Origin of the sequence: Acinetobacter johnsonii ANC 3681, from assembly GCF_000368805.1 — a bacterium.
Taxonomy (GTDB): Bacteria; Pseudomonadota; Gammaproteobacteria; order Pseudomonadales; family Moraxellaceae; genus Acinetobacter; species Acinetobacter johnsonii.
In genome coordinates this window covers 766,984-791,200 of record NZ_KB849705.1, presented here as the reverse complement: position 1 = coordinate 791,200, position 24,217 = coordinate 766,984, and the positions used below count along the sequence as shown (strand labels likewise).

21 protein-coding genes and 2 tRNA genes are annotated in these 24,217 nt (G+C 39.4%); 17 read left to right on the top strand and 6 right to left on the bottom strand.

Annotated features, from left to right (window positions below):
* Nucleotides 1-51: 51 nt before the first annotated feature.
* Nucleotides 52-1,215 (bottom strand): sterol desaturase family protein, encoded by a 1,164-nt coding sequence (locus F946_RS08020; protein WP_004981003.1) that lies wholly within the window; start codon nucleotides 1,213-1,215, stop codon nucleotides 52-54.
* A gap of 243 nt (nucleotides 1,216-1,458) precedes the next feature.
* On the opposite strand from F946_RS08020, the gene F946_RS08015 reads away from it, so the two are divergent.
* The 6 genes from F946_RS08015 (at nucleotide 1,459) to F946_RS07990 (ending at nucleotide 5,289) form a co-directional block, all read left to right on the top strand.
* Nucleotides 1,459-1,980 (top strand): PadR family transcriptional regulator, encoded by a 522-nt coding sequence (locus tag F946_RS08015; protein ID WP_004981002.1) that lies wholly within the window; start codon nucleotides 1,459-1,461, stop codon nucleotides 1,978-1,980.
* 9 nt (nucleotides 1,981-1,989) lie between these two features.
* A complete protein-coding gene (locus tag F946_RS08010) occupies nucleotides 1,990-2,298 on the top strand; it encodes a DUF3861 domain-containing protein (RefSeq protein WP_004981000.1) in 309 nt (102 codons plus the stop codon).
* Nucleotides 2,299-2,320: 22 nt separating this feature from the next.
* Nucleotides 2,321-2,581 (top strand): DUF2798 domain-containing protein, encoded by a 261-nt coding sequence (locus F946_RS08005; protein ID WP_004694355.1) that lies wholly within the window; start codon nucleotides 2,321-2,323, stop codon nucleotides 2,579-2,581.
* Nucleotides 2,582-2,811: 230 nt separating this feature from the next.
* Nucleotides 2,812-3,804, top strand: coding sequence for an NAD(P)H-quinone oxidoreductase (locus tag F946_RS08000; RefSeq protein ID WP_004980998.1), 993 nt, complete (start codon nucleotides 2,812-2,814; stop codon nucleotides 3,802-3,804).
* Nucleotides 3,805-4,006: 202 nt separating this feature from the next.
* Complete coding sequence (locus F946_RS07995; RefSeq protein WP_238953681.1) at nucleotides 4,007-4,237, top strand: hypothetical protein; 231 nt, start codon at nucleotides 4,007-4,009, stop codon at nucleotides 4,235-4,237.
* A gap of 146 nt (nucleotides 4,238-4,383) precedes the next feature.
* Complete coding sequence (locus tag F946_RS07990) at nucleotides 4,384-5,289, top strand: helix-turn-helix transcriptional regulator (protein ID WP_004980992.1); 906 nt, start codon at nucleotides 4,384-4,386, stop codon at nucleotides 5,287-5,289.
* A gap of 137 nt (nucleotides 5,290-5,426) precedes the next feature.
* Here F946_RS07990 and F946_RS07985 read toward each other — a convergent pair.
* Nucleotides 5,427-5,512 (bottom strand) — tRNA-Leu (locus F946_RS07985).
* Between the two features lie 10 nt (nucleotides 5,513-5,522).
* A tRNA-Cys gene (locus F946_RS07980) sits at nucleotides 5,523-5,596 on the bottom strand.
* Between the two features lie 152 nt (nucleotides 5,597-5,748).
* On the opposite strand from F946_RS07980, the gene folD reads away from it, so the two are divergent.
* On the top strand, nucleotides 5,749-6,597 hold the full coding sequence (gene folD / locus F946_RS07975; RefSeq protein ID WP_004980984.1) for a bifunctional methylenetetrahydrofolate dehydrogenase/methenyltetrahydrofolate cyclohydrolase FolD: 849 nt from the start codon (nucleotides 5,749-5,751) through the stop codon (nucleotides 6,595-6,597).
* A 263-nt stretch (nucleotides 6,598-6,860) separates the two neighbouring features.
* Nucleotides 6,861-7,547, top strand: coding sequence for a class I SAM-dependent methyltransferase (locus F946_RS07970; RefSeq protein WP_004980983.1), 687 nt, complete (start codon nucleotides 6,861-6,863; stop codon nucleotides 7,545-7,547).
* Nucleotides 7,548-7,572: 25 nt separating this feature from the next.
* Here F946_RS07970 and F946_RS07965 read toward each other — a convergent pair whose 3' ends face one another.
* Together F946_RS07965 and F946_RS07960 are read right to left on the bottom strand one after the other, a co-directional pair.
* Nucleotides 7,573-8,001 (bottom strand): hypothetical protein, encoded by a 429-nt coding sequence (locus F946_RS07965; RefSeq protein ID WP_004980981.1) that lies wholly within the window; start codon nucleotides 7,999-8,001, stop codon nucleotides 7,573-7,575.
* A 172-nt stretch (nucleotides 8,002-8,173) separates the two neighbouring features.
* A complete protein-coding gene (locus tag F946_RS07960; RefSeq protein WP_004694344.1) occupies nucleotides 8,174-9,493 on the bottom strand; it encodes an MFS transporter in 1,320 nt (439 codons plus the stop codon).
* A gap of 537 nt (nucleotides 9,494-10,030) precedes the next feature.
* Here F946_RS07960 and glpD point away from each other — a divergent pair.
* Nucleotides 10,031-11,548 carry a glycerol-3-phosphate dehydrogenase gene (gene glpD / locus F946_RS07955; protein ID WP_004980978.1) on the top strand — a complete coding sequence of 506 codons (1,518 nt, stop codon included), beginning with the start codon at nucleotides 10,031-10,033 and terminating at the stop codon, nucleotides 11,546-11,548.
* Nucleotides 11,549-12,010: 462 nt separating this feature from the next.
* On the opposite strand, the gene F946_RS07945 is transcribed toward glpD, so the two are convergent.
* Nucleotides 12,011-13,843, bottom strand: coding sequence for a phosphoenolpyruvate carboxykinase (GTP) (locus tag F946_RS07945; RefSeq protein ID WP_004694340.1), 1,833 nt, complete (start codon nucleotides 13,841-13,843; stop codon nucleotides 12,011-12,013).
* Nucleotides 13,844-14,258: 415 nt separating this feature from the next.
* Here F946_RS07945 and F946_RS07940 point away from each other — a divergent pair, with 415 nt between their 5' ends.
* The 8 genes from F946_RS07940 (at nucleotide 14,259) to F946_RS17030 (ending at nucleotide 24,209) form a co-directional block, all read left to right on the top strand.
* On the top strand, nucleotides 14,259-15,182 hold the full coding sequence (locus F946_RS07940) for a diacylglycerol/lipid kinase family protein (protein ID WP_004694337.1): 924 nt from the start codon (nucleotides 14,259-14,261) through the stop codon (nucleotides 15,180-15,182).
* Entirely contained in the window at nucleotides 15,179-15,955 is a 777-nt protein-coding gene (locus F946_RS07935; protein ID WP_004980967.1) for a metallophosphoesterase family protein, read from the top strand. The genes F946_RS07940 and F946_RS07935 overlap by 4 nt, the downstream gene beginning before the upstream one ends.
* A 194-nt stretch (nucleotides 15,956-16,149) precedes the next feature.
* Nucleotides 16,150-16,440, top strand: a complete 291-nt coding sequence (locus F946_RS07930; RefSeq protein WP_004694333.1) for a co-chaperone GroES — start codon at nucleotides 16,150-16,152, stop codon at nucleotides 16,438-16,440.
* A 67-nt stretch (nucleotides 16,441-16,507) separates the two neighbouring features.
* Nucleotides 16,508-18,142 (top strand): chaperonin GroEL, encoded by a 1,635-nt coding sequence (gene groL / locus F946_RS07925; protein WP_004694331.1) that lies wholly within the window; start codon nucleotides 16,508-16,510, stop codon nucleotides 18,140-18,142.
* A gap of 474 nt (nucleotides 18,143-18,616) precedes the next feature.
* On the top strand, nucleotides 18,617-21,427 hold the full coding sequence (locus tag F946_RS07920; RefSeq protein WP_035326625.1) for a type VI secretion system Vgr family protein: 2,811 nt from the start codon (nucleotides 18,617-18,619) through the stop codon (nucleotides 21,425-21,427).
* A 2-nt stretch (nucleotides 21,428-21,429) separates the two neighbouring features.
* Entirely contained in the window at nucleotides 21,430-22,872 is a 1,443-nt protein-coding gene (locus tag F946_RS07915; protein WP_004980955.1) for a LysM peptidoglycan-binding domain-containing protein, read from the top strand.
* Entirely contained in the window at nucleotides 22,862-23,668 is an 807-nt protein-coding gene (locus tag F946_RS07910) for a tetratricopeptide repeat protein (protein WP_004980954.1), read from the top strand. Before F946_RS07915 ends, F946_RS07910 begins: the two co-directional genes overlap by 11 nt.
* A gap of 307 nt (nucleotides 23,669-23,975) precedes the next feature.
* The gene (locus F946_RS17030) at nucleotides 23,976-24,209 is read left to right on the top strand and encodes a tetratricopeptide repeat protein (RefSeq protein WP_228128106.1); all 234 of its coding nucleotides are present in this window, start codon (nucleotides 23,976-23,978) and stop codon (nucleotides 24,207-24,209) included.
* Nucleotides 24,210-24,217: the final 8 nt, after the last annotated feature.

The following is a 24,217-nucleotide window of genomic DNA, read 5'->3' as shown; positions in this document are numbered from 1 at the left end:
TGAGGGATTAGACAAGCTTTAATTATTGAGATTGTTAATCGATTGGTTTTGTTAGGAAGTCTCATTATCTTTGTTTAAGCGCTTTTTCAGTTTATTCACATAACGTTTAAATGGCCAAGTAAACTGCTTCACAAAACTGTTTGGAATTTTATAGCCGACTGTGCCATATACACTGGCCAAATGATTAGGCATATAAATCGATTTAAAAATCACGTCATAAAGTGGAATAAAGGCTGCATAATTTTTATCAATCGCAGGCTTTTCGGAAGAATGATGCCAGTGGTGAAACTCAGGTGTTGCGATCAGCCAGCGCAGATAGGGAAAGCGAAAACGCACGTTGGAGTGAATAAAAATGGCATGGAAAGAAATAAAGACCAAATAAGCAAAGACAGCAGAGGTATGAAAACCTAACAAGAAAATTGGTAAGGTTGCGATAAAACGGGTCATTAACACTTCAACGATGTGTAAGCGTGAAGAGGCCAGCCAGTCCATTTGTTCCGTTGAATGGTGAATGGCATGAAAGCGCCATAAAAAGTTTACTTCATGCATCGCACGGTGTAACCAATAGGTGGTGAAGTCCACCACGATCAATAACTCAATAAACTGCAACCAAATTGGCTGTGCCTGCACATAAGGCACAATCGGGTTATTGGGAATGTGCGTGATCCAATACTGAATAGGCATGACCGTTAAAAACGAAAAAAGCTGAATGCCAATATGGCTAAACATGAAATATTTCATGTCTGTGACCCAGCCAACGCGCAGAATTTTCTGTTCAGTGTTCTTTGCAAAGAATCCTTCAAGTGGTATGAAAACTAAAGCAAGGATGATTAAGGTAATAACGAAATAATCAAAACCTGCATAAAAGGGTAGAGCAGGCAATGTCGGTGCTTTGATCAGTCCACAGCCTAAAATAGCTGCTAAAATGGTGATACACAAACCATAAAAACCATATTTATTCTGTTTAATGATCGCACTATAGGTACCAAAACCAGCACTAACGACGATACCGAACAGTAGGATGTAGTAGAAAACATCATAGTGTTTGCTATATAGCGGGCGTAGTTCTGGTGTGGTGAGCACAGTGGGGAATAAAAAACATAAAGCAGCAAAAATACCCAAAAAGCCTAAGGAAACAGAAAGAAATGCACTGATCTTGCCTTGCCCAGCATTGAGTTGTAGGTTTTCAAATTTTTTTCTAAGTTGATCTGTCATTTTAATTTAATTCTGAATTTTAGGAGTTTTGTCAGAGTTCACTTGAGGGGGGTGAACGTGAAAACAGAGGTTAAATTTTAGCGGTATTGCAACTGTTCAGCAATCTTATCTAAAAATATCAAGTAATCCTTCACGGTTACCTATTTGATTTTAAATTTTGATGTTCTATTTCAGGGCTTGAAGTTGCAATTCTTAAAAAACAACTTAAGATATATCTTAGTAATTTAAAGATGTATCTTGTTTATGTCTAAAGCACAAAAAGTTGAACCCTTTACTGATTTGGAAATAGCGCCAGTGTTACGTAAACAGCGCCTATTTGAAGTGGGTCAGATGAAACTTTTAGCCTTACATGTCATTTCATTCGCACCTAAATATGGCTATGACCTCATTAAAGAGGTGGGTGAAATTGTGGGAGGGGGCTATTGCCCAAGTGCAGGAACGATCTATCCAACCTTGAATTATTTGGAAGAGCAACAGTTTGTTCAGGTCGCATTAGATGGCGCTGAACGTAAGCAATACCGTATAACAACCTTGGGTTTGAAGCATCTTGAGGCTGAGCAAGCAAATGTGGAAAAGATTTTATCTCGTTTCGACACGCGTAAACAAATTCAAAATAATGAACAATATCTTGATATTAAACGTGCGATGGAAAACCTCAAAGCTTCCTTAAAGCTCAAGATACAACACAGTGAGCTGAGCCCTGAACAAATTCGTGCTATTGCAGAACAAATCGATCAAGCAGCAGTGAATATTGCACGTCTCTAGGAAAACAGAATGAAACAACATACTTATGAAGTCACACTCAAACACATTGCAGATGCTCAAGGCAACCCGTCGACCTATACCGATACTTTGAGTTTTAACAGCTATAACCACGACGATATTTTTAAAGTGTTACAGGTGATTCAAAACAGTCAAATGCTGGATGATGAAGCAGCGAAATCATTTACTGTTGGTTTAAAGCTCTTTAGTGAGGTGATGCTAGAGCATAAAAACCTTCCGCTCTTTAAAGAGTTTATGCCACATTTTGGGCAGTTTATGAAAGCTTTAAAACAAACCGTTAAAACGCCAAGCCAAAGCTAATTTTTATTTACTCAGGTCGATTATGTTCAACACGCTCCCCAAAATTCATATCAAACATTTAAATTGGTTAATGCCTTTATTGCTTTCAGGTCTGATGAGTGGTTCTATTTCTGGTTTTAACTTACTGCTAAATAAAGGCTTAGTGCATAATTTCTTCCATCTTTGGCTCAAAAGCTGGAGCTTATCTTGGTTGATCGCATTTCCTCTTATTATGGTGTTTTTGCCTTTGGTTCGTAAATTTCTAATGCAGTTTGTATCTTTGCCTGATCAGCCACGCAACTGAATAGCTGTGCTTTTCATCTGGCCTTACTAGTTCTAAGTAATGTTTGAGAGGGGTGTCGAGTATAGTTGTATTGATGTCGCAGGTTGCTTTTTTTATCAATGATCAGTGCTATCACGCAGCAAAATAGGCTACAGACTATACATAAGTACGGTGTTATTCATTTCAATTTATTTCTATGATCAAATAGGTCTATGAAACTTGAAAAATATCGCAAGAGTTAGGAATAAATCATGTCACAAACAACGATGCAACAGGTCATTATTACAGAGCCGGGTGGTGTGGATAAGCTGGCATATGAAACAGTGACGATCCCTGAAGCAAAAGCAGATGAGGTCCTGGTTAAGGTCCATGCGTTTGGTATTAACCGTCCAGATATTTTACAGCGTCAAGGTTTATATCCAATGCCGCCTGGGGTAACACAAGTACCAGGGCTTGAGGTTGCAGGTGAGGTCGTTGCAATTGGAGCTGAAGTTACCCAGTTTAAATTAGGTGATAAAGTTTGTGGTTTGACCAATGGTGGTGGTTATGCAGAGTATTGTGTGGTTCCACAAAGCCAAACTTTACATATTCCAGAAAATGTAAGCTTTGTGGAAGCGGCGGCTATTCCTGAAACTTTTTTCACGGTCTGGGCCAATGTGTTCCAAATGGGTAAAGCCAAAGCAGGGGAAGTGGTGTTGGTACATGGTGGAACCAGTGGTATTGGCACCACGGCACTCATGCTATGTAAAGCATTGGGCATTAAAACCTTTGCAACCGTCGGCAGCGATGAAAAAGTACAAGCTATTGCGAATTTGACAGATGCGATCAATTATAAAACCCAAGACTTTGAACACGAGATCAATGAGAAAACGGAAAATGCTGGTGTTGATGTCATTTTAGATATGGTGGGTGCACCGTATTTAGAAAAGAATTTGAACTTGCTCCGCCGCGATGGACGTTTGGTTTATATTGCCTTTTTAGGTGGTGCAAAAGCCAAAGAGGTTAAGTTGGGGCAAATTATGATGAAGCGCTTAACGATCACAGGCTCGACCATGCGTGCACGAAATACCGCTGAGAAAGCGGAGATTGCACAAGGTTTACAAGATCATGTAGCACCGCTATGGGCCAAAGGTGAGTGCTTGCCAATGATTTATCAAACTTTTGAGTTCGATCAGATTCAAGCAGCACATGCGTGCATGGATACGGGTGAGCACGTGGGTAAAGTTGTGGTAAAAATTCTGTAATATTTCTATAGTATAAAAAGTAGAGCTGACCTAGTGTCAGCTTTTTTTTGCCTAAAATTTTGCCAAAAAATAAAAATAATGCACTGAAAATAGAAAATAATTTAACAAAGATTAAAAAATGATAACTGTTCGACACAACCTGTCAAAACTGTGGTGTAAATTTTCAACTAAATTTAAACCTGACAAATTTACGTGGTTTTAAATGAAAAATAAAACAGAAAAGAGGGTTGTCATGAAAATTTTATCGACATCATATACACATGCACATGGTTTCCGTGCGCTCAAGCGCTTGCATAAGGCGGTTATCTATAATAGTGTTTTACCTGATGAGTTACACAAGTTGTATAAAGCCTTAATTCATTTTGAGCGCTATATAGAGCGATTAGCGCATCAGCAAACCGCTGTAAAGAAGAAGAAATCTAACAAACATTGATCACTTTTGTTGATAAAAACATGACATAGCTTGAAAGCTAATCGTTTGTCTTTTACTTAATATTATTCAGTGACTTATATTGAATATAATGCTTAGGCATTTAACTATAAATAAAGACACAACATTGATTGTGCAGCGAGGGCAATATGAAGCGTAAAGCTTCAACACATGAACGCCTTGCGGAGCGTTTAGCAAATATTTTGACTAAATTAAATACTGGATATCAATTAGGGGTTGCAGAACTAGCACATGAATTTCAGGTGAGTACGCGAACGATAGAGCGAGATTTTGATCGTCTCAATACGTATTTGCCTTTACTTCAAGATGAATATACCAAGAAGTACTTCTTAGATCCGGTTTATCTTGGACGCTTTAAGCTAAAAGACATTCAAAACTTTGCGCAGCTTTCTGGGATCAGTGAGCTCTATCCATCTCTAGATATGTCTTTTCTACGTGGTCTGCTTGATGAGCGTGCGAATCAAGTGTTCTCTGCCAAAGGTTATTATTATGAAAATGCACAGCAATTTGCTGAACATTTTCAGGTTTTTGCGGGCGCGATTCATAAGCGTCAAAAAATCAGTTTTATTTATAATGATCGTTTGCGCCATGTTGACCCGTATCGTTTAATTCATCATCAGGGAAGTTGGTATTTGGCTGCAGCTGTAGCTGTTGAATTACGTGCTTATCGTTTAAGTAAAATAGATCAAGTGGTTGTACATGAGTCGGAGCTTTTCGAACACCATTTAGAAGTTTTGACCCAATTAGAGCTCAGTGAGGGGATTTGGTTTGCAAAGCATAAGCAAACGGTGAAAATATCGGTGCGGCCTGAAGTTGCCTTATATTTTAAGCAACGTTTGTTATTGCCAGAGCAACAAATCGTACTAGAAGATGTATCGGGTGGTTTATTAATTGATTGTCAAATTTACCATGAAATGCAACTTTTACCTTTGGTGCGTTATTGGATTCCATACATTAAAATTATTGAGCCAGCTCATTTTCAAGAAAAATTAGAACAAGATCTGCAACATTACTTATTACCACCCTTATCGTGATAAACGAATGAGATATTATTTTTAAGAGAGTCAATGTGCTCTCTTTTTTGTGCATTGCATTATGCTTTTTCTGTAGGCATAAAAAAACCAGCTTAACGCTGGGTTCTTTAAATGCACCATACTTAGAAGTATAAGAATGGTGCCCGAGGCCAGACTCGAACTGGCACGCTTTGTGGGCGGGGGATTTTAAATCCCCTGTGTCTACCGATTTCACCACTCGGGCTTTAACAAGATGGAGGCGGAGGTCGGAATCGAACCGGCGTCCACGGAGTTGCAGTCCGCTGCATGACCACTCTGCCACCCCGCCGCGTCTTGTTGATGCGTATATTAGCAAGCTCTGAAAAAAAAACAATAGTGCTTTCATTCGTATGCGCATAAAAACAGCATATAGCGAAAAATATTTAAAATTATCATGTATTATGTGCAAAATTGATTCATATCAACACTTGGAGATGTGCCGTGGCATTAGTTTTAGATGGTCGTGCATTGGCAAAACAAATTGAAGCTGACTTGTTAACTCGCGTTGAAGCGCTCAAAGCAAAATCAGGTCGTACCCCAATTCTTGCGACTATTTTGGTGGGTGACGATGGTGCATCTGCAACTTATGTACGTATGAAAGGAAATGCCTGCCGTCGTGTTGGTATGGACTCACTTAAAGTTGAACTTCCAAAAGAAACCACCACTGAACAATTGTTGGTAGAAATTGAAAAACTGAATGCAAATCCAGATGTTCACGGTATTTTGCTTCAACATCCAGTGCCTGAACAAATTGATGAGCGTGCATGTTTTGATGCAATTTCTCTTGCAAAAGATGTGGATGGCGTAACTTGTCTTGGTTTTGGTCGTATGGCCATGGGTGAGGTAGCATATGGTTCTGCGACGCCTGCCGGCATTATGACTATTTTGCAAGAAAACAATATCGAAATTGCTGGAAAGCATGCTGTCGTTGTAGGACGTTCTGCAATTTTAGGTAAGCCAATGGCTGCGATGTTACTTCAAGCCAATGCAACTGTAACGATCTGTCACTCACGTACTCAAAACTTAGCTGACTTTGTAAAGCAAGCCGATATTATCGTGGGTGCGGTTGGTAAGGCAGAATTGATTCAAAAAGATTGGATCAAACAAGGTGCAGTGGTTGTTGATGCTGGTTTCCATCCACGTGATGGTGGTGGTGTAGGCGACATTCAATTGGTCGGTATTGAAGAAGTAGCTTCTGCGTACACACCTGTTCCAGGTGGTGTTGGCCCAATGACGATTACGACACTAATTCGTCAAACGGTTGAAGCGGCTGAGAAAGCTTTAGGTTAATTTTTATAAAACTCTAAAATCAGTTTTATGTTGGTTTTGGAGTCGTGACATCGTCATTTGCTGCTGTTCGAGGCCGGACTAAATTCGATAAAAATGTTTCTGCGAAGCAGTAAATAAATGATGATTTCAGTCGAGTTCAGCAAATGACCATGGTTTTACCTACTTTTGCCAAAACAAAAGTAGGTCTAGCCGAAGGCTAATTCCTCAATCTAAATCTTAGCTGCAAGAACCCGCAGTAAAAGCATAAAAATACTCAATAACTTATGAGCTGTACTTTCCAATTCCCCAAAGCCCCAGATCATTTACTTCAAGCCTTGCATGAAGTGATTCCAAACTGTGAATTGCTTGCGCAACAGCTTCCTGAAACATCTATTTCCTTGTGGCTCATTCCTCCTGTATTTCCAACCAATAAACTGGATGATGAAATCATTCGCCGTATTTGGAATGAAACGCCATATTGGATCTTTTGTTGGGCTTCAGGCCTAGCCATGGCGCAGTGGTTACTGGCGGAGCCTCATCATGTCAAAGATAAGGTAGTGTTGGATTTTGGCGCAGGTTCAGGTGTGGTGGCGATTGCAGCCAAAATGGCGGGCGCAAAACGTGTGATTTGTTGCGATATTGATGCAGTTAGTTTAGATGCTTGCCGTGCCAATGCAGAGCTGAATAGCGTAGAGCTAGAGTATTTAGATGATTTATATCAATCAGAATTGGTTGATGTTTTATTGGCTGCCGATGTTTTATATGATCAATGCAATCGTTTCTTTTTAGATGAATTTTTAAAGTTTGCACCTGAAGTTTGGGTGGCGGATAGTCGTGTTAAAAATTTTAGCCATCCGAAGTACATGAAGCTCGATGAGCGTAGTGCCACAACTTGGCCAGATCTAGATGAGTCACCAGAGTTTCGTAATGTGAGTTTTTATCGAACTTTAGAGACTAAAAAAGGGCACTAAGCCCCTTTTTTATATATCAGAAGTATTAAGAGCAGGTATAGCGAACAACATGCAGTGTGCTTGGTCGTGCTTCAAGTGACTCGCGTGTTGCAAAGTTTTCACCTTGGTGTAAGTCGGGTGTATTGCTTAAGCCAAAAGTGGCACGGGTTTGACCAATTTGGCGGCCATATTCGGGAACATCTGCTGCAGTGTTAGGAATTTCATTAATACTTAAAATCGCCAATTTATAATTTTTTTGTGAACCTAAAACTTTTTGGCAAGCACGTTGTAATTTATTTTCATCGAGTTGCTGGTTCTTACGAGCAGCAAGCGTATAAGCAAGGGTAGCACTCGATTCTGATTGATATTCAATTTGATAGCCAACATTGCCATTGTATTGGCGAGGCGTGCTTTGACATGCAGATACTGCTAAAACGATACAGCTTAGGCCTAAAAGTTTATACATATTTTTCATATAAAGAGTTCCTAACATTATTCTTGTTCTTAGTATGCCATACACAGGTGTATTTCACGATATTTCAATCGATCAAGTTTCAGCAAAAAAATTGATTAAACATAAAAAATGCCTTCATTCGAGAAGGCATTTTTTATGTTTAGTTTATTAACTTACATGCTTACTTTAAGCATTAATGATCGGTAATCATACTGTGCTTTTTGGTGTCTTTCATAAAGATGTAAGTCAGTAGAGATAAACCAATCATGAAGGTGATGTAGTAAAAGAAGTAGTTTTCGTGTCCTGCATTTTTAAAGCTCAACGCTACAAGCTCTGCTGTGCCACCAAAGATGGTATTGGCAATCGCATAAGGCAGGGCAACCCCTAGTGCACGAATATGCGCTGGGAAGAGCTCTGCTTTGACTACAGCATTAATTGCGGTATAACCCGTTACAATCACCATACCGCTCATACATAGCATAAATGCGGTTGTTGGACTGCTGGTTGAACCTAGACCGTTGAAAATTGGAATCGTGAACAGTACACCTAATACACCAAAAGTGATCATAATTGGTTTACGACCAATTTTGTCAGACAGTGCACCCACCACAGGTTGTAATAGCATGAAGACAAAGATTGCTGCTGTGGTGATCTCTGTTGCTGTGGTTTTCTCAAAACCTGAGGTGTTAACCAAGTATTTTTGTAAATACGTCGTAAAGGTGTTGAATGCCAGCGTTCCACCCGCAGTCAGCATAATCACAGTGAACGCTTGCTTTGGATATTTGGTAAATAAAGCAAGTGCGCTAGATTTTGGGCCACCATTTTTAGCCTGTTCTTGTGCATCTTTTGAAGATTGGGTTTCAACCAAACCACGACGAATCCAGAACACCACAATGGCAAGTACAGCACCAATGAAGAAGGGAATACGCCAGCCCCATTCAGATAACTGTGCTTCGCTCATGGTGCGTTGTAAAATGATCAACACACACAGCGCCAAGAGCTGACCTGAAATGAGAGTCACATACTGAAAACTAGAGAAGAAACCACGATGGTTTTTTCCAGCCATTTCCGTTAAATAGGTTGCGCTTGAACCATATTCTCCACCGACACTTAAACCTTGCAATAAACGGGCAAAGAGTAATAAGGCAGGTGCGAGCATACCCACACTGGCATAGGTGGGTGCACAGGCAATAATCAAAGATCCTACACACATTAAAGATACAGACAGGGTAAGACCTGATTTACGTCCTTTACGGTCTGCATAAATGCCCATGATCCACGCGCCAATAGGACGCATCAGGAAGCCCAGTGCAAAGACGGCTGCAGCTTGTAAGAGTTTTACCGTGTCATCCCCTTCAGGGAAAAACTGTGGCGCGAAATATAAGGTAAATGCGGCATAGACATACCAGTCATACCATTCAACTAAGTTGCCAGCTGAACCACCGAGAATCGATTTTAAACGGGTTTTTTTATCGATGCTTACTGGAGCAGTTTGGGGAGATAGATCAGTCACAAAAATTTCCCAAGGAGAAGTTCGGAAAATACATCTTTTAACTTTTTAAATAGAAAAAGTTAAAACAATATATTTTAAGATTAAACAAAAAATTCTGTTTCGTTATACGCCCCTTATTCTTGGACTTCATTCGACTTTAGTCTAAATGCTGGTATGATTTATATGCTGTTAAGTTTTTCTAATGAATATCTTTATTTTAATGGGAAATTATCATTTTACTTATCTAGAACAAACCCTTGTGATTTTTAAATGTGTGAATAGTCAATTAAAATACAAGGGGTTATGGTGATTTTTAATTTTATGGTGAATGTTGATTTTTAGAAAGGAACGTGTTTTTTAGCTTGGAAATTAGTCGACTTTTCACTGAATAGTCAAAATTAAAAATTAAATTGTAAAAATAGATGCGGGTATTAATTTATTTATAGTAAAGAATTTTCTCTGATTTGACTGGCTTTGGAATATGACAAGGTTGGATTTTGATGTTAAGTTTAGCGTGAAGAACAAAAATAACACAATAACTCAATGAGAGAGGTGAATATGCAAGACACAGATGCCATTTATGATATTGCCGTTGTGGGCGCGGGCATCAATGGGGTGGGCATTGCAAATGATGCTGTAGGGCGTGGTTTAAGTGTTTTTGTCTGTGAAAAAGATGATTTAGCCAGTCATACGTCTTCAGCCAGTAGCAAGCTCATTCATGGTGGATTGCGTTATCTCGAACAAAAAGAATTTCGTTTGGTGCGTGAAGCTTTATTAGAGCGTGAAGTACTGTTAAAAAAAGCCCCACATTTGATCCATCCTATGCGTTTTATTATGCCGCATTTGCCTTATTTGCGTCCTGCATGGCTAATTCGTTCAGGCTTATTTATCTATGATTATTTGGCAAAACGAGAAACATTGGAGGGTTCGGAGCTTGTTCATTTTAATGTCGATAGCCCGCTAAAAGACACCATTAAACGTGGTTTCGAATATTCAGACTGTACTGTAGATGATGCACGTTTGGTGGTGGTTAATGCAATCCAGGCACACGAGCTAGGGGCTCAAATACGAACACAAACGCGATGCATTTCTGCGGCTCAGCAGGAGGGTGTGTGGTGCCTAACGCTAGAGCATCAAAAACAACACTACCAAATTAAAGCTCGAAGCTTAATCAATGCAACGGGTGCATGGGTCACAGATTTTATTCAACAACAACTGTCCCAAACCCCAAAGGCAGGCATTCGATTGGTTCAGGGCAGTCATATTATTGTGAAGCGTTTATACCTGGAACCGCATGCGTTTATTCTACAAAATGATGATCAACGCATTGTGTTTGTAATTCCTTATTTAGATGAATACAGCCTGATTGGTACCACGGACGTAGAGTTTGAGGGTGATGCAAATTATGTCCATATTACCGAGCAGGAAACTGTTTATTTGATTGATGTGATTAATGACCATTTCAAGCTTCAATTACAGCCAGAAGATGTAATCTCAAGCTTTGCAGGCGTAAGGGCGCTGTATGATGATGCAAGTAGCCAAGCCTCTAAAGTGACACGTGATTATGTACTGTCGATGTCTAAACCTGTTGCGGATGAAGCGCCATTGTTATCTGTTTATGGTGGAAAGTTAACGACTTATCGAAAGTTGGCGGAAGCGGCTTTGCGGCAGCTAAAACGTTATTTTCCACATATGAAGGCGGAATGGACGGCTGAGGCAAAACTCCCAGGTGCGGAGGGTTTTAGTTCAGTCGAGGTTTTATGTGCAGAGTTGATGCATGAAATCAAAGGGCTAGAGTCTCAAACAGCGCATCGTTGGGCAAACAGTTATGGTAGTCGAGTGTGGCATATGCTCGGTGAGAACAAAGATGTACAAACTTTAGGGCAGTCTTTTGGCCATGGTTTGTATCAGCAAGAAGTGGATTATGTGGTGAAACGGGAGTGGGCCGTTAGCAGTGAAGATATTTTAAAACGACGGACTAAACTGTATTTAAAATTTGATGCACTAGAAACTCAAACTTTAGACCTCTACTTGCAGGATTTACACCTGCGTCGTATGCAGGGGGATGCTGCATAGTGTGAAGTATGTGTAATGGCTACAGTTGATTTCGTTCTATTAAAAAAGCCGCTATCGAGGCTTTTTTTAGATTTAAATTTCGATACCATCGAGCTGTTTACAGTCCACAGGTGTCTTCCATTTTACAGCTGTTCCCCAAACGACTGGGCGAACAATACGCCAAAGCGTTGGCTGGCATTGTAGTCAATGACGACGTTACCACCGACTTGATGTGCGCACTCAGTAAAACGCGGATAGAGTTCAACCACGCTGCCATAAGTGCCTTTAGCGACTTTGCTGCGCTTTTGATTTCAAAATTGAGTTGAATCCGGTATGCCTTTGATTGCGCAAATATGAAGTTGTGGTTACTTCTGTGTAAGCCATGTCTAGCGTGATAAATTTTTGTTGAGTTATAAAGTTTTAAAATTATAAAGAGATTAAAAAAAGACCGCTTACGCGGTCTTTTTTGGCTTAATTTAAAGATTAAGCAGATTGCTTAACAGCATCTAAAAGTTCGTTTTGGCGAGCTTTAAGTGCAGCTGGTAGGCGTTCACCAAGTTTGTCGAATAGCTCAGTATGGCTTTCAAGCTCTTTGATCCATTGATCTTTATCTTGAGAAGTCACAAGGTCAAACTGGGCTTTAGTGAAGTCAGAACCTGTCCAGTTCAACTGTTCATAAGTTGGAACTAAACCAATTGGTGTTTCAACTGCATCAGCACGGCCTTCACAACGGTCAATGATCCACTCAAGAACACGCATGTTTTGACCGAAACCAGGCCATACGAAGTTGCCTTCAGCATCACGACGGAACCAGTTCACGTTGTAGATGCCTGGAAGTTTGTTCCCCGCAGCTTTAGCTTTCGCTGCAACTTCTTCACCAAGCTCTAACCAGTGAGAGAAGTAATCCGCCATGTTGTAACCCGCAAATGGAAGCATTGCGAATGGGTCACGACGAACAATACCTTGTTGGCCAACAGCGGCAGCAGTTGTTTCAGAGCCCATAGTTGCAGCTTTGTAAACACCATCTACCCAGTCAAATGCTTCTGAGATTAGAGGCACTGTGTCCGCACGGCGACCACCAAAGATGAACGCTGAAATTGGAACACCTGCTGGATTTTCCCAGTCAGCATCGATAGAAGGACATTGACCCGCTGAAACAGTAAAGCGCGCATTTGGATGAGCTGCTTTTTCACCAGCAACATGTGGTTGACCTTTCCAGTTGGTTAGGTTGGCAGGTGCTTCTTTAGTAAGACCTTCCCACCATACTTCACCGTTGTCAGTTACCGCAACGTTGGTATAGATGACATCTTTAGTCAATGTCGCCATGCAGTTCGGGTTGGTCTTGGTATTTGTACCAGGTGCTACACCGAAGAAACCTGCTTCTGGGTTGATTGCGTATAAGCGACCATCTTCACCTGGTTTGATCCAAGCAATATCGTCACCTACAGTTTCAATTTTCCAACCTTCGTAGCCAGCTGGTGGAATCAACATCGCGAAGTTTGTTTTACCACAAGCAGAAGGGAATGCCGCTGCGATGTAGTGTTTTTCGCCTTGAGGATTAGTCACACCAAGGATCAGCATATGTTCTGCTAACCAACCTTGTTGACGACCCATAGAAGAAGCAATACGTAAAGCTAAGCATTTTTTACCTAACAATGCGTTACCGCCGTAACCAGAACCGTAAGACCAGATTTCACGTGTTTCTGGGTAATGAACGATGTATTTTTCAGGGTTGCAAGGCCATGCAACATCTTTTTCGCCATCAGCAAGCGGCGCACCAACAGTATGTACGCAAGGAATAAATTCACCGTCTGTACCAAGAACGTCATAAACAGCTTTACCCATGCGAGCCATTTTAGACATGCTAACTGCTACATAAGGAGAGTCAGTTAATTCGATACCAATGTGCGCAATATGAGAACCCAATGGGCCCATAGAGAACGGTACTACATATAAAGTACGACCTGCCATTGAGCCGTCAAACAAACCATTTAGACGAGCACGCATTTCAGCAGGCTCTTCCCAGTTGTTTGTTGCACCAGCATCTTCTTGTTTTTCAGAACAGATGTAAGTACGACCTTCAACACGAGCAACGTCAGAAGGATCAGAATTAGCAAGATAAGAACCAGGATGCGTTTCTTGGTTAAGCGCTTGCATTGTGCCGTTAGCGATCATCAAGTTGATATAACGTTGATATTCTTCTTCGCTGCCGTCACACCATTCAATTTTCGCTGGTTTTGTTAATTTTGCAATTTCTTCCACCCACGCAATAAGCTTAGGGTGACGAACGAATTCTGGTGCGTTCACTTGGGTCATGGTGAGGCCTATCTCAAATATGTACACGTTTGTACAAAGTACAATCTCAGCAATAAAATTTACTGCGGAGATGAAAAGATGAAAAAAAAGTGGCTGTATTAAAGCATAATTTGATAAAAAAAATAAGACCAAAGGCGTATCTAAATTATGAACAGTTCGATGGGGTTTCTTCATTTTAACGTTTAAAAAACAATAGTTTGATTTAATTTTTGGCTTTTATTTTGTGTATTTATTATATTTATGAGGATTATTCATTTAAGATATTAGTATTAAAATCAAATGCTTGTATTTATTTTGTGATTGAGATTTATTATTGATTAAATAAATGGTAGTCATTTGAATTTTACATAACAAAACTGTTAAGTGTTGAATATTTGGACAAAAATAGAGCAATTACTTCAAGTTTAGGTGCAAAATGTCAGAGCAACTCAAACCTTTATCACTTATTTATAATAAAAAATCAGGTTTTCATGCCGCAAATAAAGATGAAGTATATGAGCAGTTGGTAGCCGATCTGAGTACCGCGGGTTTTGAAATACAGTCATTTGAGTTAAGTGAGTGCATGAACTTTGATCAGATGATGCAAGAGATTTTACTACGTCATCGTCAAGCGGAAAATGTAGGGGTCGTCGTTGCTGCAGGTGGCGATGGCACTTTAAATGCTGTTGCATCTAAATTGATGGGAACGGATATTCCCATGGGGATCTTGCCGCTAGGTACCTTTAACTATGTTGCGCGAGTGCTGAATATTCCGTTGGACCTATTAGATGCAGCCAAAGCCATTAGTGAAGGGCAGCCACGTTCTGTACATGTGGCACAGTTGAATCAACATATATATCTGAACAATGCCAGTTTAGGGCTTTATCCTTTATTTATTCAAAAAAGAGAACAGTTTAATAAGCATTTTGGACGTTTTCCATTGCATGCGTATACTTCGGCATTGGATGTTCTCATCCGCGACCGAAAAGAGTTAAAACTTGAAGTAGAAGTCGATGGACAGCGCTATCCAGTGAAAACGCCATTGATTTTCTTTGGCAATAATCAACTTCAACTGGCTGAAATGAAACTACGTATTGCCGAGGCGGCGGAAGCAGGCAAAGTGGCGGGCGTGGTAGTAGCAAAAAGTGATAAGCGGACTTTGTTCAAGACCTTATGGCAGCTGATTAAAGGCAATTTAGATCAGGCTTCCGATGTCTATAGCTTTGCAGCAGATGAAGTGATTGTTCATTCAAAGCGTAATAAGCTTACGGTTGCGGTAGATGGAGAAATTGTCACGATGACACCACCGCTGAAAATTACAGTACGTAAGCATGCGCTGAATATCATGGTTCCCGCATGATTTTACATTTGTCAGATTTACACTTTGGGACCGAACGCGAAGCCTGTTTACAGGCCATTCGTCAGTTATGTGAGGAACATTCTTTTGAAGCAGTGGTGGTCAGTGGGGACTTGACCCAACGTGCGCGGTTTATTCAGTTTTATGCTTGTCGGCAGTTTTTAGACAGTTTAAAGCTGCCGTATTTGGTGGTGCCGGGGAATCATGATATTCCGCTGTACCATGTGTGGAATCGTTTTTTCAGTCCCTTTGCACGTTATCAACTGTTTTTTGGGGGGATGGAAAACACCTTAGAAACTGAACATTTTTATGTCATTGGAGTGAATAGTATTCGTCGGCGTTACCACACGCGAGGGCATATTTCACTGAACCAAATTCAAGAGATTGATCTAAAATTGCAGCAAGCACCTGCGCACAAAATTAAACTGATCGCCGCGCATCAGCCTTTTTATACTCCGCCAGACCATAGTCATGGTGTGAAAGACTGTCCGATGCTTGGTCGTATTGCATTGGAGCAATGGAGCCAACATGGTTTAAATGGACTTTTACATGGGCATTTACACCACGCTGCCGTTTATGATTTGAATCAGATTTATCAACTTGGGGTATCGCATCCAGTGCTGGATATCCATGCTGGAACGGCAACATCTTATCGTTTACATGCGGGTTTGCCCAATAGCCTGAATATTATTTTGCCGAATGCCGATGTACAACATTTGAGCTTTAACGCTGCAACCAATCGCTTCGAGTTGATGCAGCAAAGTATGTCAGATTGAATTGAGTGTCTGAACTTTGATGAGGTTTGCTTAAAAAGAGCACAAAAATATAAAAATATTTTGTGTTTGCCCTTGAAGCGTTTTATTCCATCCCCACAAAAGTGTCATATCAAAATTTTGTTGATGACCTAGGAATAAGAAGTCATCTTCACATCGTAAACAATGGCATTTTGAAAATGTCTATGGAGCTAGAAATGAGCAAAATTCGTCCTTTACATGACAACGTTGTGATTCGCCGCGTAGAAAAGGAAACTAAAACTGCGGGCGGTTTAATTTTGAGTACTTCTGCTGCTGAACAGCCAGCTCAAGGTGAAATTATTGCAGTAGGTAATGGCAAAATTACAGACAATGGCATTCGTGCTTTAGATGTAAAAGTGGGCGACAATGTACTGTTTGGTGCATATGCAGGCACTAAAGTTAAAGTTGAAGGCGAAGAACTTCTTGTGATGAAAGAGTCTGATATTTTAGCGGTTCTTGAAGGTTAATTCAGAACGTTCATTTGCTGTTTAAGCAATACAATTGATTAAAATTTAAGAATATTTGGAGTTTAGTATGTCAGCTAAAGACGTAAAATTTGGTGATTCAGCTCGTTCTAAAATGATTGCAGGCGTAAACGTGCTTGCAGATGCTGTAAAAGTAACTTTGGGTCCTAAAGGCCGTAACGTTGTGATCGACCGTTCTTTCGGTGCGCCGCACATCACTAAAGATGGTGTAACTGTTGCGAAAGAAATTTCTCTAAAAGACAAATTTGAGAACATGGGCGCTCAATTGGTTCGTGAAGTATCTTCTAAAACCAATGACATCGCGGGTGACGGTACAACAACAGCAACTGTACTAGCTCAAGCAATTTTAAATGAAGGGATCAAGTCTGTAACAGCGGGTATGAACCCAATGGACTTGAAACGTGGTATTGACCTTGCTGTTAAAGCATTGGTTGCTGAAATTAAAGCAACAGCAAAACCTGCTTCTGATACCAAAGCGATTGAACAAGTCGGTTCAATCTCTGCAAACTCTGACGAAACTGTAGGTAAACTCATTGCACAAGCAATGGAGCGCGTAGGTAAAGAAGGCGTGATTACCGTTGAGGAAGGTTCAGGCTTTGAAGATGCTTTGGACGTTGTTGAAGGTATGCAGTTTGACCGTGGTTATATCAGCCCATACTTTGCAAACAAACAAGATACATTAACGGCTGAACTTGAAAATCCGTTCATCTTGCTTGTTGATAAAAAAATCAGCAATATCCGTGAATTAATTACTGTACTTGAAGCTGTTGCTAAAACAGGTAAACCTCTTTTAATCATCGCTGAAGATGTTGAAGGTGAGGCTTTAGCTACACTTGTTGTCAACAACATGCGCGGCATTATCAAAGTATGTGCGGTGAAAGCACCTGGTTTTGGTGACCGTCGTAAAGCAATGCTTCAAGATATCGCAATCTTGACGGGCGCGACTGTGATTTCTGAAGAAGTAGGCATGACTTTAGAGCAAGCTTCTCTTCAAGACTTAGGTACTGCGCACAAAATCACTGTGTCTAAAGAGAACACTGTGATTGTTGACGGTGCTGGCGATGCAGCTCAAATTGCTGAACGCGTAACTCAAATCCGTGCGCAAATTGAAGAATCGTCTTCTGAATACGATAAAGAAAAACTTCAAGAACGTGTTGCCAAATTGGCAGGCGGTGTAGCTGTAATCAAAATTGGTGCGGCGACTGAAGTTGAAATGAAAGAGAAGAAAGACCGTGTGGACGATGCGCTTCATGCAACACGTGCTGCGGTTGAAGAAGGTGTGGTTGCTGGTGGTGGTGTTGCACTGGTACGTGCTGCAGCTGCGCTTGACGGTGTAAATGGTGCGAATGACGATCAAAATGTAGGTATCAATATTTTACGTCGTGCAATTGAAGCGCCACTTCGTCAAATCGTTGCCAATGCGGGTGATGAGCCTTCAGTTGTGATTAACGCGGTGAAAAATGGTGAAGGTAACTTCGGTTATAACGCTGCTACTTCTGAGTATGGTGACATGCTAGAAATGGGTATTCTTGACCCTGCGAAAGTAACGCGTTCTGCACTTGAGCATGCTGCATCTGTAGCAGGTTTAATGTTGACAACTGAATGTATGATTACTGACGTTCCAGAAGATAAGCCTGCAATGCCTGATATGGGCGGCATGGGTGGTATGGGCGGAATGATGTAATCTGCACCATATTATTTTAGATGTAAAAAGGCCGCTTAAATGCGGCCTTTTTATTATTTGTAGATGTTGGATTAGTTTGGCTCATAATGTTCAAGTGGTTTAGTTAGGCTGTTTAATTAAAATAATTGATTTTTTAGCCATTTTTTAATCTGAATAAATTTTAAGTATTATCATACTTTGATCGTAATATTATGGTTCTATTTATTGATCATTTATATTTAACATTTTATTGATAAGTTATTGAAGCAAAATACATATTAAGTTTTTTTATTGCTGTGTTTGTGCATTTTTTCGGATTTATTTATGGCTATCTAAGCCATTTTAATATTATTTGATTGCACTGTTTTAGGAATATAATCAAATAGATTAACAATAAAAAACATAAATTATCATTCAAATATGGAAGTAACTAGATTAGAATTCGGGCCAATTTGTATAAATGACCACATTCTAAAATTAAATAATAAATCGCTTATGTCTAACAATATTTATGCTGCATTAGAGCAACTTGGACTGATAGCACAGAAACGTGCGATCCATGTGCAATTCTCAAATACATCTCTAAATAATCAAGTTTTCCTACAGCGTATTGATGGGATGCATAGCCTCAATGAGAGTACTCATCTACAATTGATTTGTCTTTCAACCAACGCTCAAATTCCATTAAAACAATTTATTGGGTGCCAAACTGCTGTTGATATTGTCACAGACAAATCTGAGTTAACTCGTGTTTCAGGTATTGTGACCCAAGCAGATATAGGTGCGAGTGATGGTTCTCTTACAATCTATCGTTTGACTGTCAAAGATTCTACAGCCTTATGGAACCATCGTCGTAATAGTCGCGTGTTTATGAATAAGTCGGTTGTGGACGTGATCCAAATCGTGTTTCAAGAGTGGGTGCAACGTAGTGCGCTCTTCGCTTTAAGTTTGACTTTGGATAAAAGTGGCTTAACCCAAGATTATGATGTTCGTCCATTTATTATGCAGGCCTCGGAAAGCGATTTTGACTTTCTGACGCGGTTGATGAGAAGTGAAGGTATTAACTGGCTGATTGATGAAGCACAACTTAAAGTGCTTAGTTCTAGTGAACAGATCCAGCCGCAAAGGTTAAGATTAATTGATGATAATTCGCAATTTAACGTCCTAGACCGTCGCATTATCCGCTTTCATCGCAGTAGTGCCGTAGAAAAAAGCGATTATATTACTCATTTTGTAGGTCAGCGTTCAATTCAACCGACTTCTGTACATGTACAACGTTGGCAAGCCGATGTCTTGGCAACTGAAGAAGGTGCGGGAAGTGTTCAAAGCAAGCATAGCCATAGTGAAAATTATGACAATGCTAGTTTAGGTTTGGAGCAGGCATGGCACTTTAGCCCTGCATGGATACAGGACTTAAACGGTGAAGATGGTGCGACCAAATCAGGCAATAGTCAGATTGAAAAGTTTAATCAAACCTTAAGTCACTACTACAATGCACAAGCTAAACAATTTTGTGCAACCTCTACAGTACGTGATGCACATGTAGGCTACTGGTTTGAGTTCAATGAACACCCCGAAATAGATCAACATCTAGATGCAGACAAACAGTTTCTAATCACTGCTAAGATTTTTCACAACCAAAATAATTTACCTAAAGACCTGAATGATCAAGTGGGTGCCTTGCTTCAACAAAGTAATTGGCAAACAAGCAAGATTGCAAACAATAATACAGATGAACGCCAAGCCAACACACTCACGCTTCAACGACGTAACATTGTTACTGTTCCAGAATACAATCCGCTACAACATAGACCGATAGCATCACCACAACGTGCCAAAGTTGTTGGCCCAAGTGGAGAAGAAATCTATGTTGATGAATGGGGACGCATCAAAGTTCGATTCCTATTTACTCGTAACGAAGACAACACTCATGATGGTGGTGCTGGTTCCAATGATAACGATACGGATTCTGCTTGGGTAGATGTACTGACCCCATGGGCAGGTGAGAGCTATGGGGCAAGATTCCTACCACGCATTGGTGAGATCGTGGTCATTGATTTCTTTGATGGTAATATCGACCGACCATTTGTGGTGGGACGTATCCATGAAGCACAACGTCATCCAACCAAGTTCGACAACAAAGGTAAACTACCTGATACTAAAAAGTTGGCAGGGATAAAAAGTAAAGAATATCAGGGCAGTGGATACAATCAACTTAGGTTTGACGATACGACAGGGCAAATCAGCAGCCAGTTACAGAGTAGTCATGGCGCTAGCCAACTCAACTTGGGCAAACTGAGTCACCCAAAAGACAAAGCTGAAAGTGATGATCGTGGTGAAGGCTTTGAGCTTCGTACTGACCAATGGGGAGCAGTACGTGCAGGACAGGGCTTACTACTTTCGACCTACAAACAAGTTCAAGCCAAAGGTGAACATTTAGATAGTGAGATTGCCAAAAAGCAGCTTGAAGGCAGCCAGACCAATAGTAAAGCCTTAAGTGATATTGCCAAGAATCAAAAGACCGATGAAATTGAATCGATTGAGCAACTAAAAGCTTTTGCCGAAGAAATTGAAAAAGATGTTGCCAAGTATAAAAAAGCCATCATGTTACTCAGTTCTGTTGATGGGATTGCCTTAAGTACCCTTGAAGATATCCATCTTTCAGCCACAGGTATTATCAACCATACTGCGGGCGATAGTATTAACCTCAGTACCCAAAAGAATCTTTTGGGACAAGCTTTAGGCAAAGTGAGTCTATTTGCTGCACAAGGTGGCATTAAAGCCATTGCCGCGCAAAGTAAAGTTGAAATTCAAGCACAGTCAGATGCTTTAGATGTATTTGCTAAATTGGGAATTACCATCTCGTCTACAGAAGATCGGATAGAAATCAGTAGTCCGAAAGAAGTTTTGATTACGGGTGGCTCATCGCAGATTGCCTTGAATGGCTCAGGAATTTTTCCAAAAACGGGTGGGAAGTTTGAGGCTAATGCTGGACAACATATGTTTATGGGGGGGGATAAAGTAACATATGAACTTCCAATATTGCCAAGTACAGATTTTGATTTAGATCAAAAAAGTATGAAGTACGATTTAAGTCAATTGGATACGTTATCTGATTTTTCTCAATCAAAATATAGAGTTTATAAGAATAATGGGGCTTTCCACGAAGGGTTTTTAGATGCGAAAGGCCTCACAAAAAGAATTTCGTCTTCTGAGATGGAGGAATTGGAATTGTTTATTGAACATCCTGATTTTATTGTCGAAGAGGAATTTTTCGTAGAACCAAATGGTAATTTGGAGAACTGAAGTTGGCTAAATTAAATTTCCGCATCACATTTTTTTATTTTGGTTCTGAGGAGGTTGTCCCTAACCTTGAGTATAGGATTCAAACGAGTAATGATATTCTTAAATTGACACCTGAATTACAAAAAAAATGGACAACCCCTATGATAGCACCTTCCAAACTTAGGAAATTTACAAATAAGAAGGGCGAGACAGAACCTTTTACTGTGAGTGGGATATGTACCATTGAAGTCCTTGTGAAAGGAAAACCAACATCATTTAGCCAATGGACATTGGTAAAAAAAATACACGTCAATGAAAATTATCTTCATATAAAAAGTATTGAATATCCTTTAAGAGTGCATATTCCTATAAGTAAACTGGGGAAAGCTGTTACAGCCGATAAAGGTGCTTCTAATCATCAGTCTGACTACTATCAAGTACAGTCCGGAGATACTTTAAAAACAATTGCTCAGAAATTTAAAAAAGATATTCATGTACTTATGAGAAATAATGAAATAAAAGATCAAAATAAAATTAAGATTGGACAAAAACTTTATATTGGCGATACTGTAAAAAAAGAAAAAATATCAATTAAATCAAGTAATCCAAATGATTTTGTGGATGTTGTCTATGAAGTTAAAGCTGGGGATACGCTATCGAGTTTAGGAAAAAAGTTTAAGGTTAATCCTAGCCTGATTGCTATGCAGAACAATATTCCTTTGTCTAATATGAATATACTTTCAGTTGGAAAAATTTTAAAAGTAAAAAATAATCGAGATCGCTATATTCCTGAAATTCTAAAAAAAGAGCTGATGTTTTCAAAAGCAAAAGGTTTAGCAATCACACAGTATCAAGCCAAAGAACCTTCTGCTAAACAAATATTTATAACTTTTAGTGGAGCACTATATTTTATTGGAAGTGCGTTAGATATTGGGATTGCTTATGATGATAACGGAGACTGGATGTTATTCGTTTCTGTTGGCGTAAGTGGTGAAGTTGACCCAAGTAAAGTCCCTCATTTAGCCAATGGTGGAAATATAAATGAATTATCGCAATTGTTAAAAGATGAAAAAAAACTTAAAGAAAGTTTAAAGAAAGATGTGAGCGTTTCTATGGGAAGTACAACACTTAATGTGAAAGCTAAGCATGTTTCTGACCTGACTGGTAGTGGGCTAACTTTAACTAATACCCTAAACGTTGGTGTTTACTCGATCAGTCGGGTTAATGGTTATGCCACAGTGAGTGATGTTGATAGTCAAGGAAACACTATGGAAAGAACGGTGAGGAGTAGAGGATTTCAGGATGCATATGATGTAAGTGCTAAAAAAGTTAAAAAAATAGCAGAAGGGAAACCTGTTTCAATCACGCATTCTGTTGCAAAATCCTATACAATTCCGATTTTATTATATGATCGAAATGAACGTCTTATGAAAGGAAAAGGCAAGGGGATTGAATATGTGGATTAAGACTAAAAAGAATATTTTATTAATTGTTCTGACTCTGTTTTTATCTTCATTTATTTTAGTCGCTTGTAGTAATTCTGCTAATACCACAAAACCGAAAGATAACCATAGCCAACAAGACGTTAATCCTTTATTTGAAAAAGCACAAAATTTATTCGATGAAGATAAATATGAAGATGCATATAAAATATTTAAGCAACTTGCGGATCAAGGTGATGCTAAAGCTCAAAACGCATTAGGCAATGGTTATCAGCATGGTTTTTGGGGAGAGACTGATCTAAAACAAGCTAAAAAATGGTTTCAAAAAGCAGCTGATCAAAATTATGTTGGTGGTATCCATAATTTAGGTATCTTAGAGTTTTTACAAGGAAATTATAAGCAGGCTTTACCGTATTTTGAAAAAGCTGCAAATATGAATAATGCCGATTCTATCAATATGTTAGGAATTTATCATCAAGAAGGAATAGTTTTTGAACAAGATTATAAAAAGGCGCTTTCATATTTTTCTCAAGCTATAGATATTGATGCAGATAATGCAAGTGCTCTATTTAATATTGGACAAGCTTATTACTATGGAGAAGGGGTCGAGCAGGACTATAAAAAAGCTTTTGTATGGCTTACTAAATCTGCAAATCAAGATTATAGCCTAGCGCAGATTCAATTGGCTGAGATGTATTTTAGCGGCAAAGGTGTCAATAAAAATGCTGCGAAAGCTATTGAAATTATTAAGCCTCTGGCAGATTTAGGTGATCCCAAAGCACAACAAAACCTGAAGTGGTATATTGATCATCCAAATTAAGGTGGTCAATATTAGATAATTAGTGAAAGGAAAATAGATTGAATATGAAGATTAAGACTAAAAAGAATGTTTTCTTAGTTATTCTAACTCTATTTTTATCTTCATTTTCTTTAGTGGTTTGTGGTAATTCTACAAATACAGAAATACAGAAATACAGAAATACAGAAATACAGAAATACAGAAATACAGAAATACAGAAAAACAGGAAAATAGCAATAACCAGCAGGATATTGATCCCTTATTTAAAAAAGCACAAAATTTATTTGATCAAGATAAATATGAAGATGCTTATAAAATATTTAAACAATTGGCTGATCAGGGTGATACTAAATCTCAAAATGCTTTGGGAAGTTTATATGTTCATGGAAAGGGCGTGAAACAGGACTATGAGAAAGCTTATACTTATTTTGTAAAAGCAATGGATAAGAATGTGCCAGAAGCTATTAACTCAATTGGATTTATGTATTTTAACGGATTTTATTTTAAAAGGGACCTTAAAAAAGCACGCGAATATTATGAGAAATCAGCAAAGTTAGACTAACCCGAATC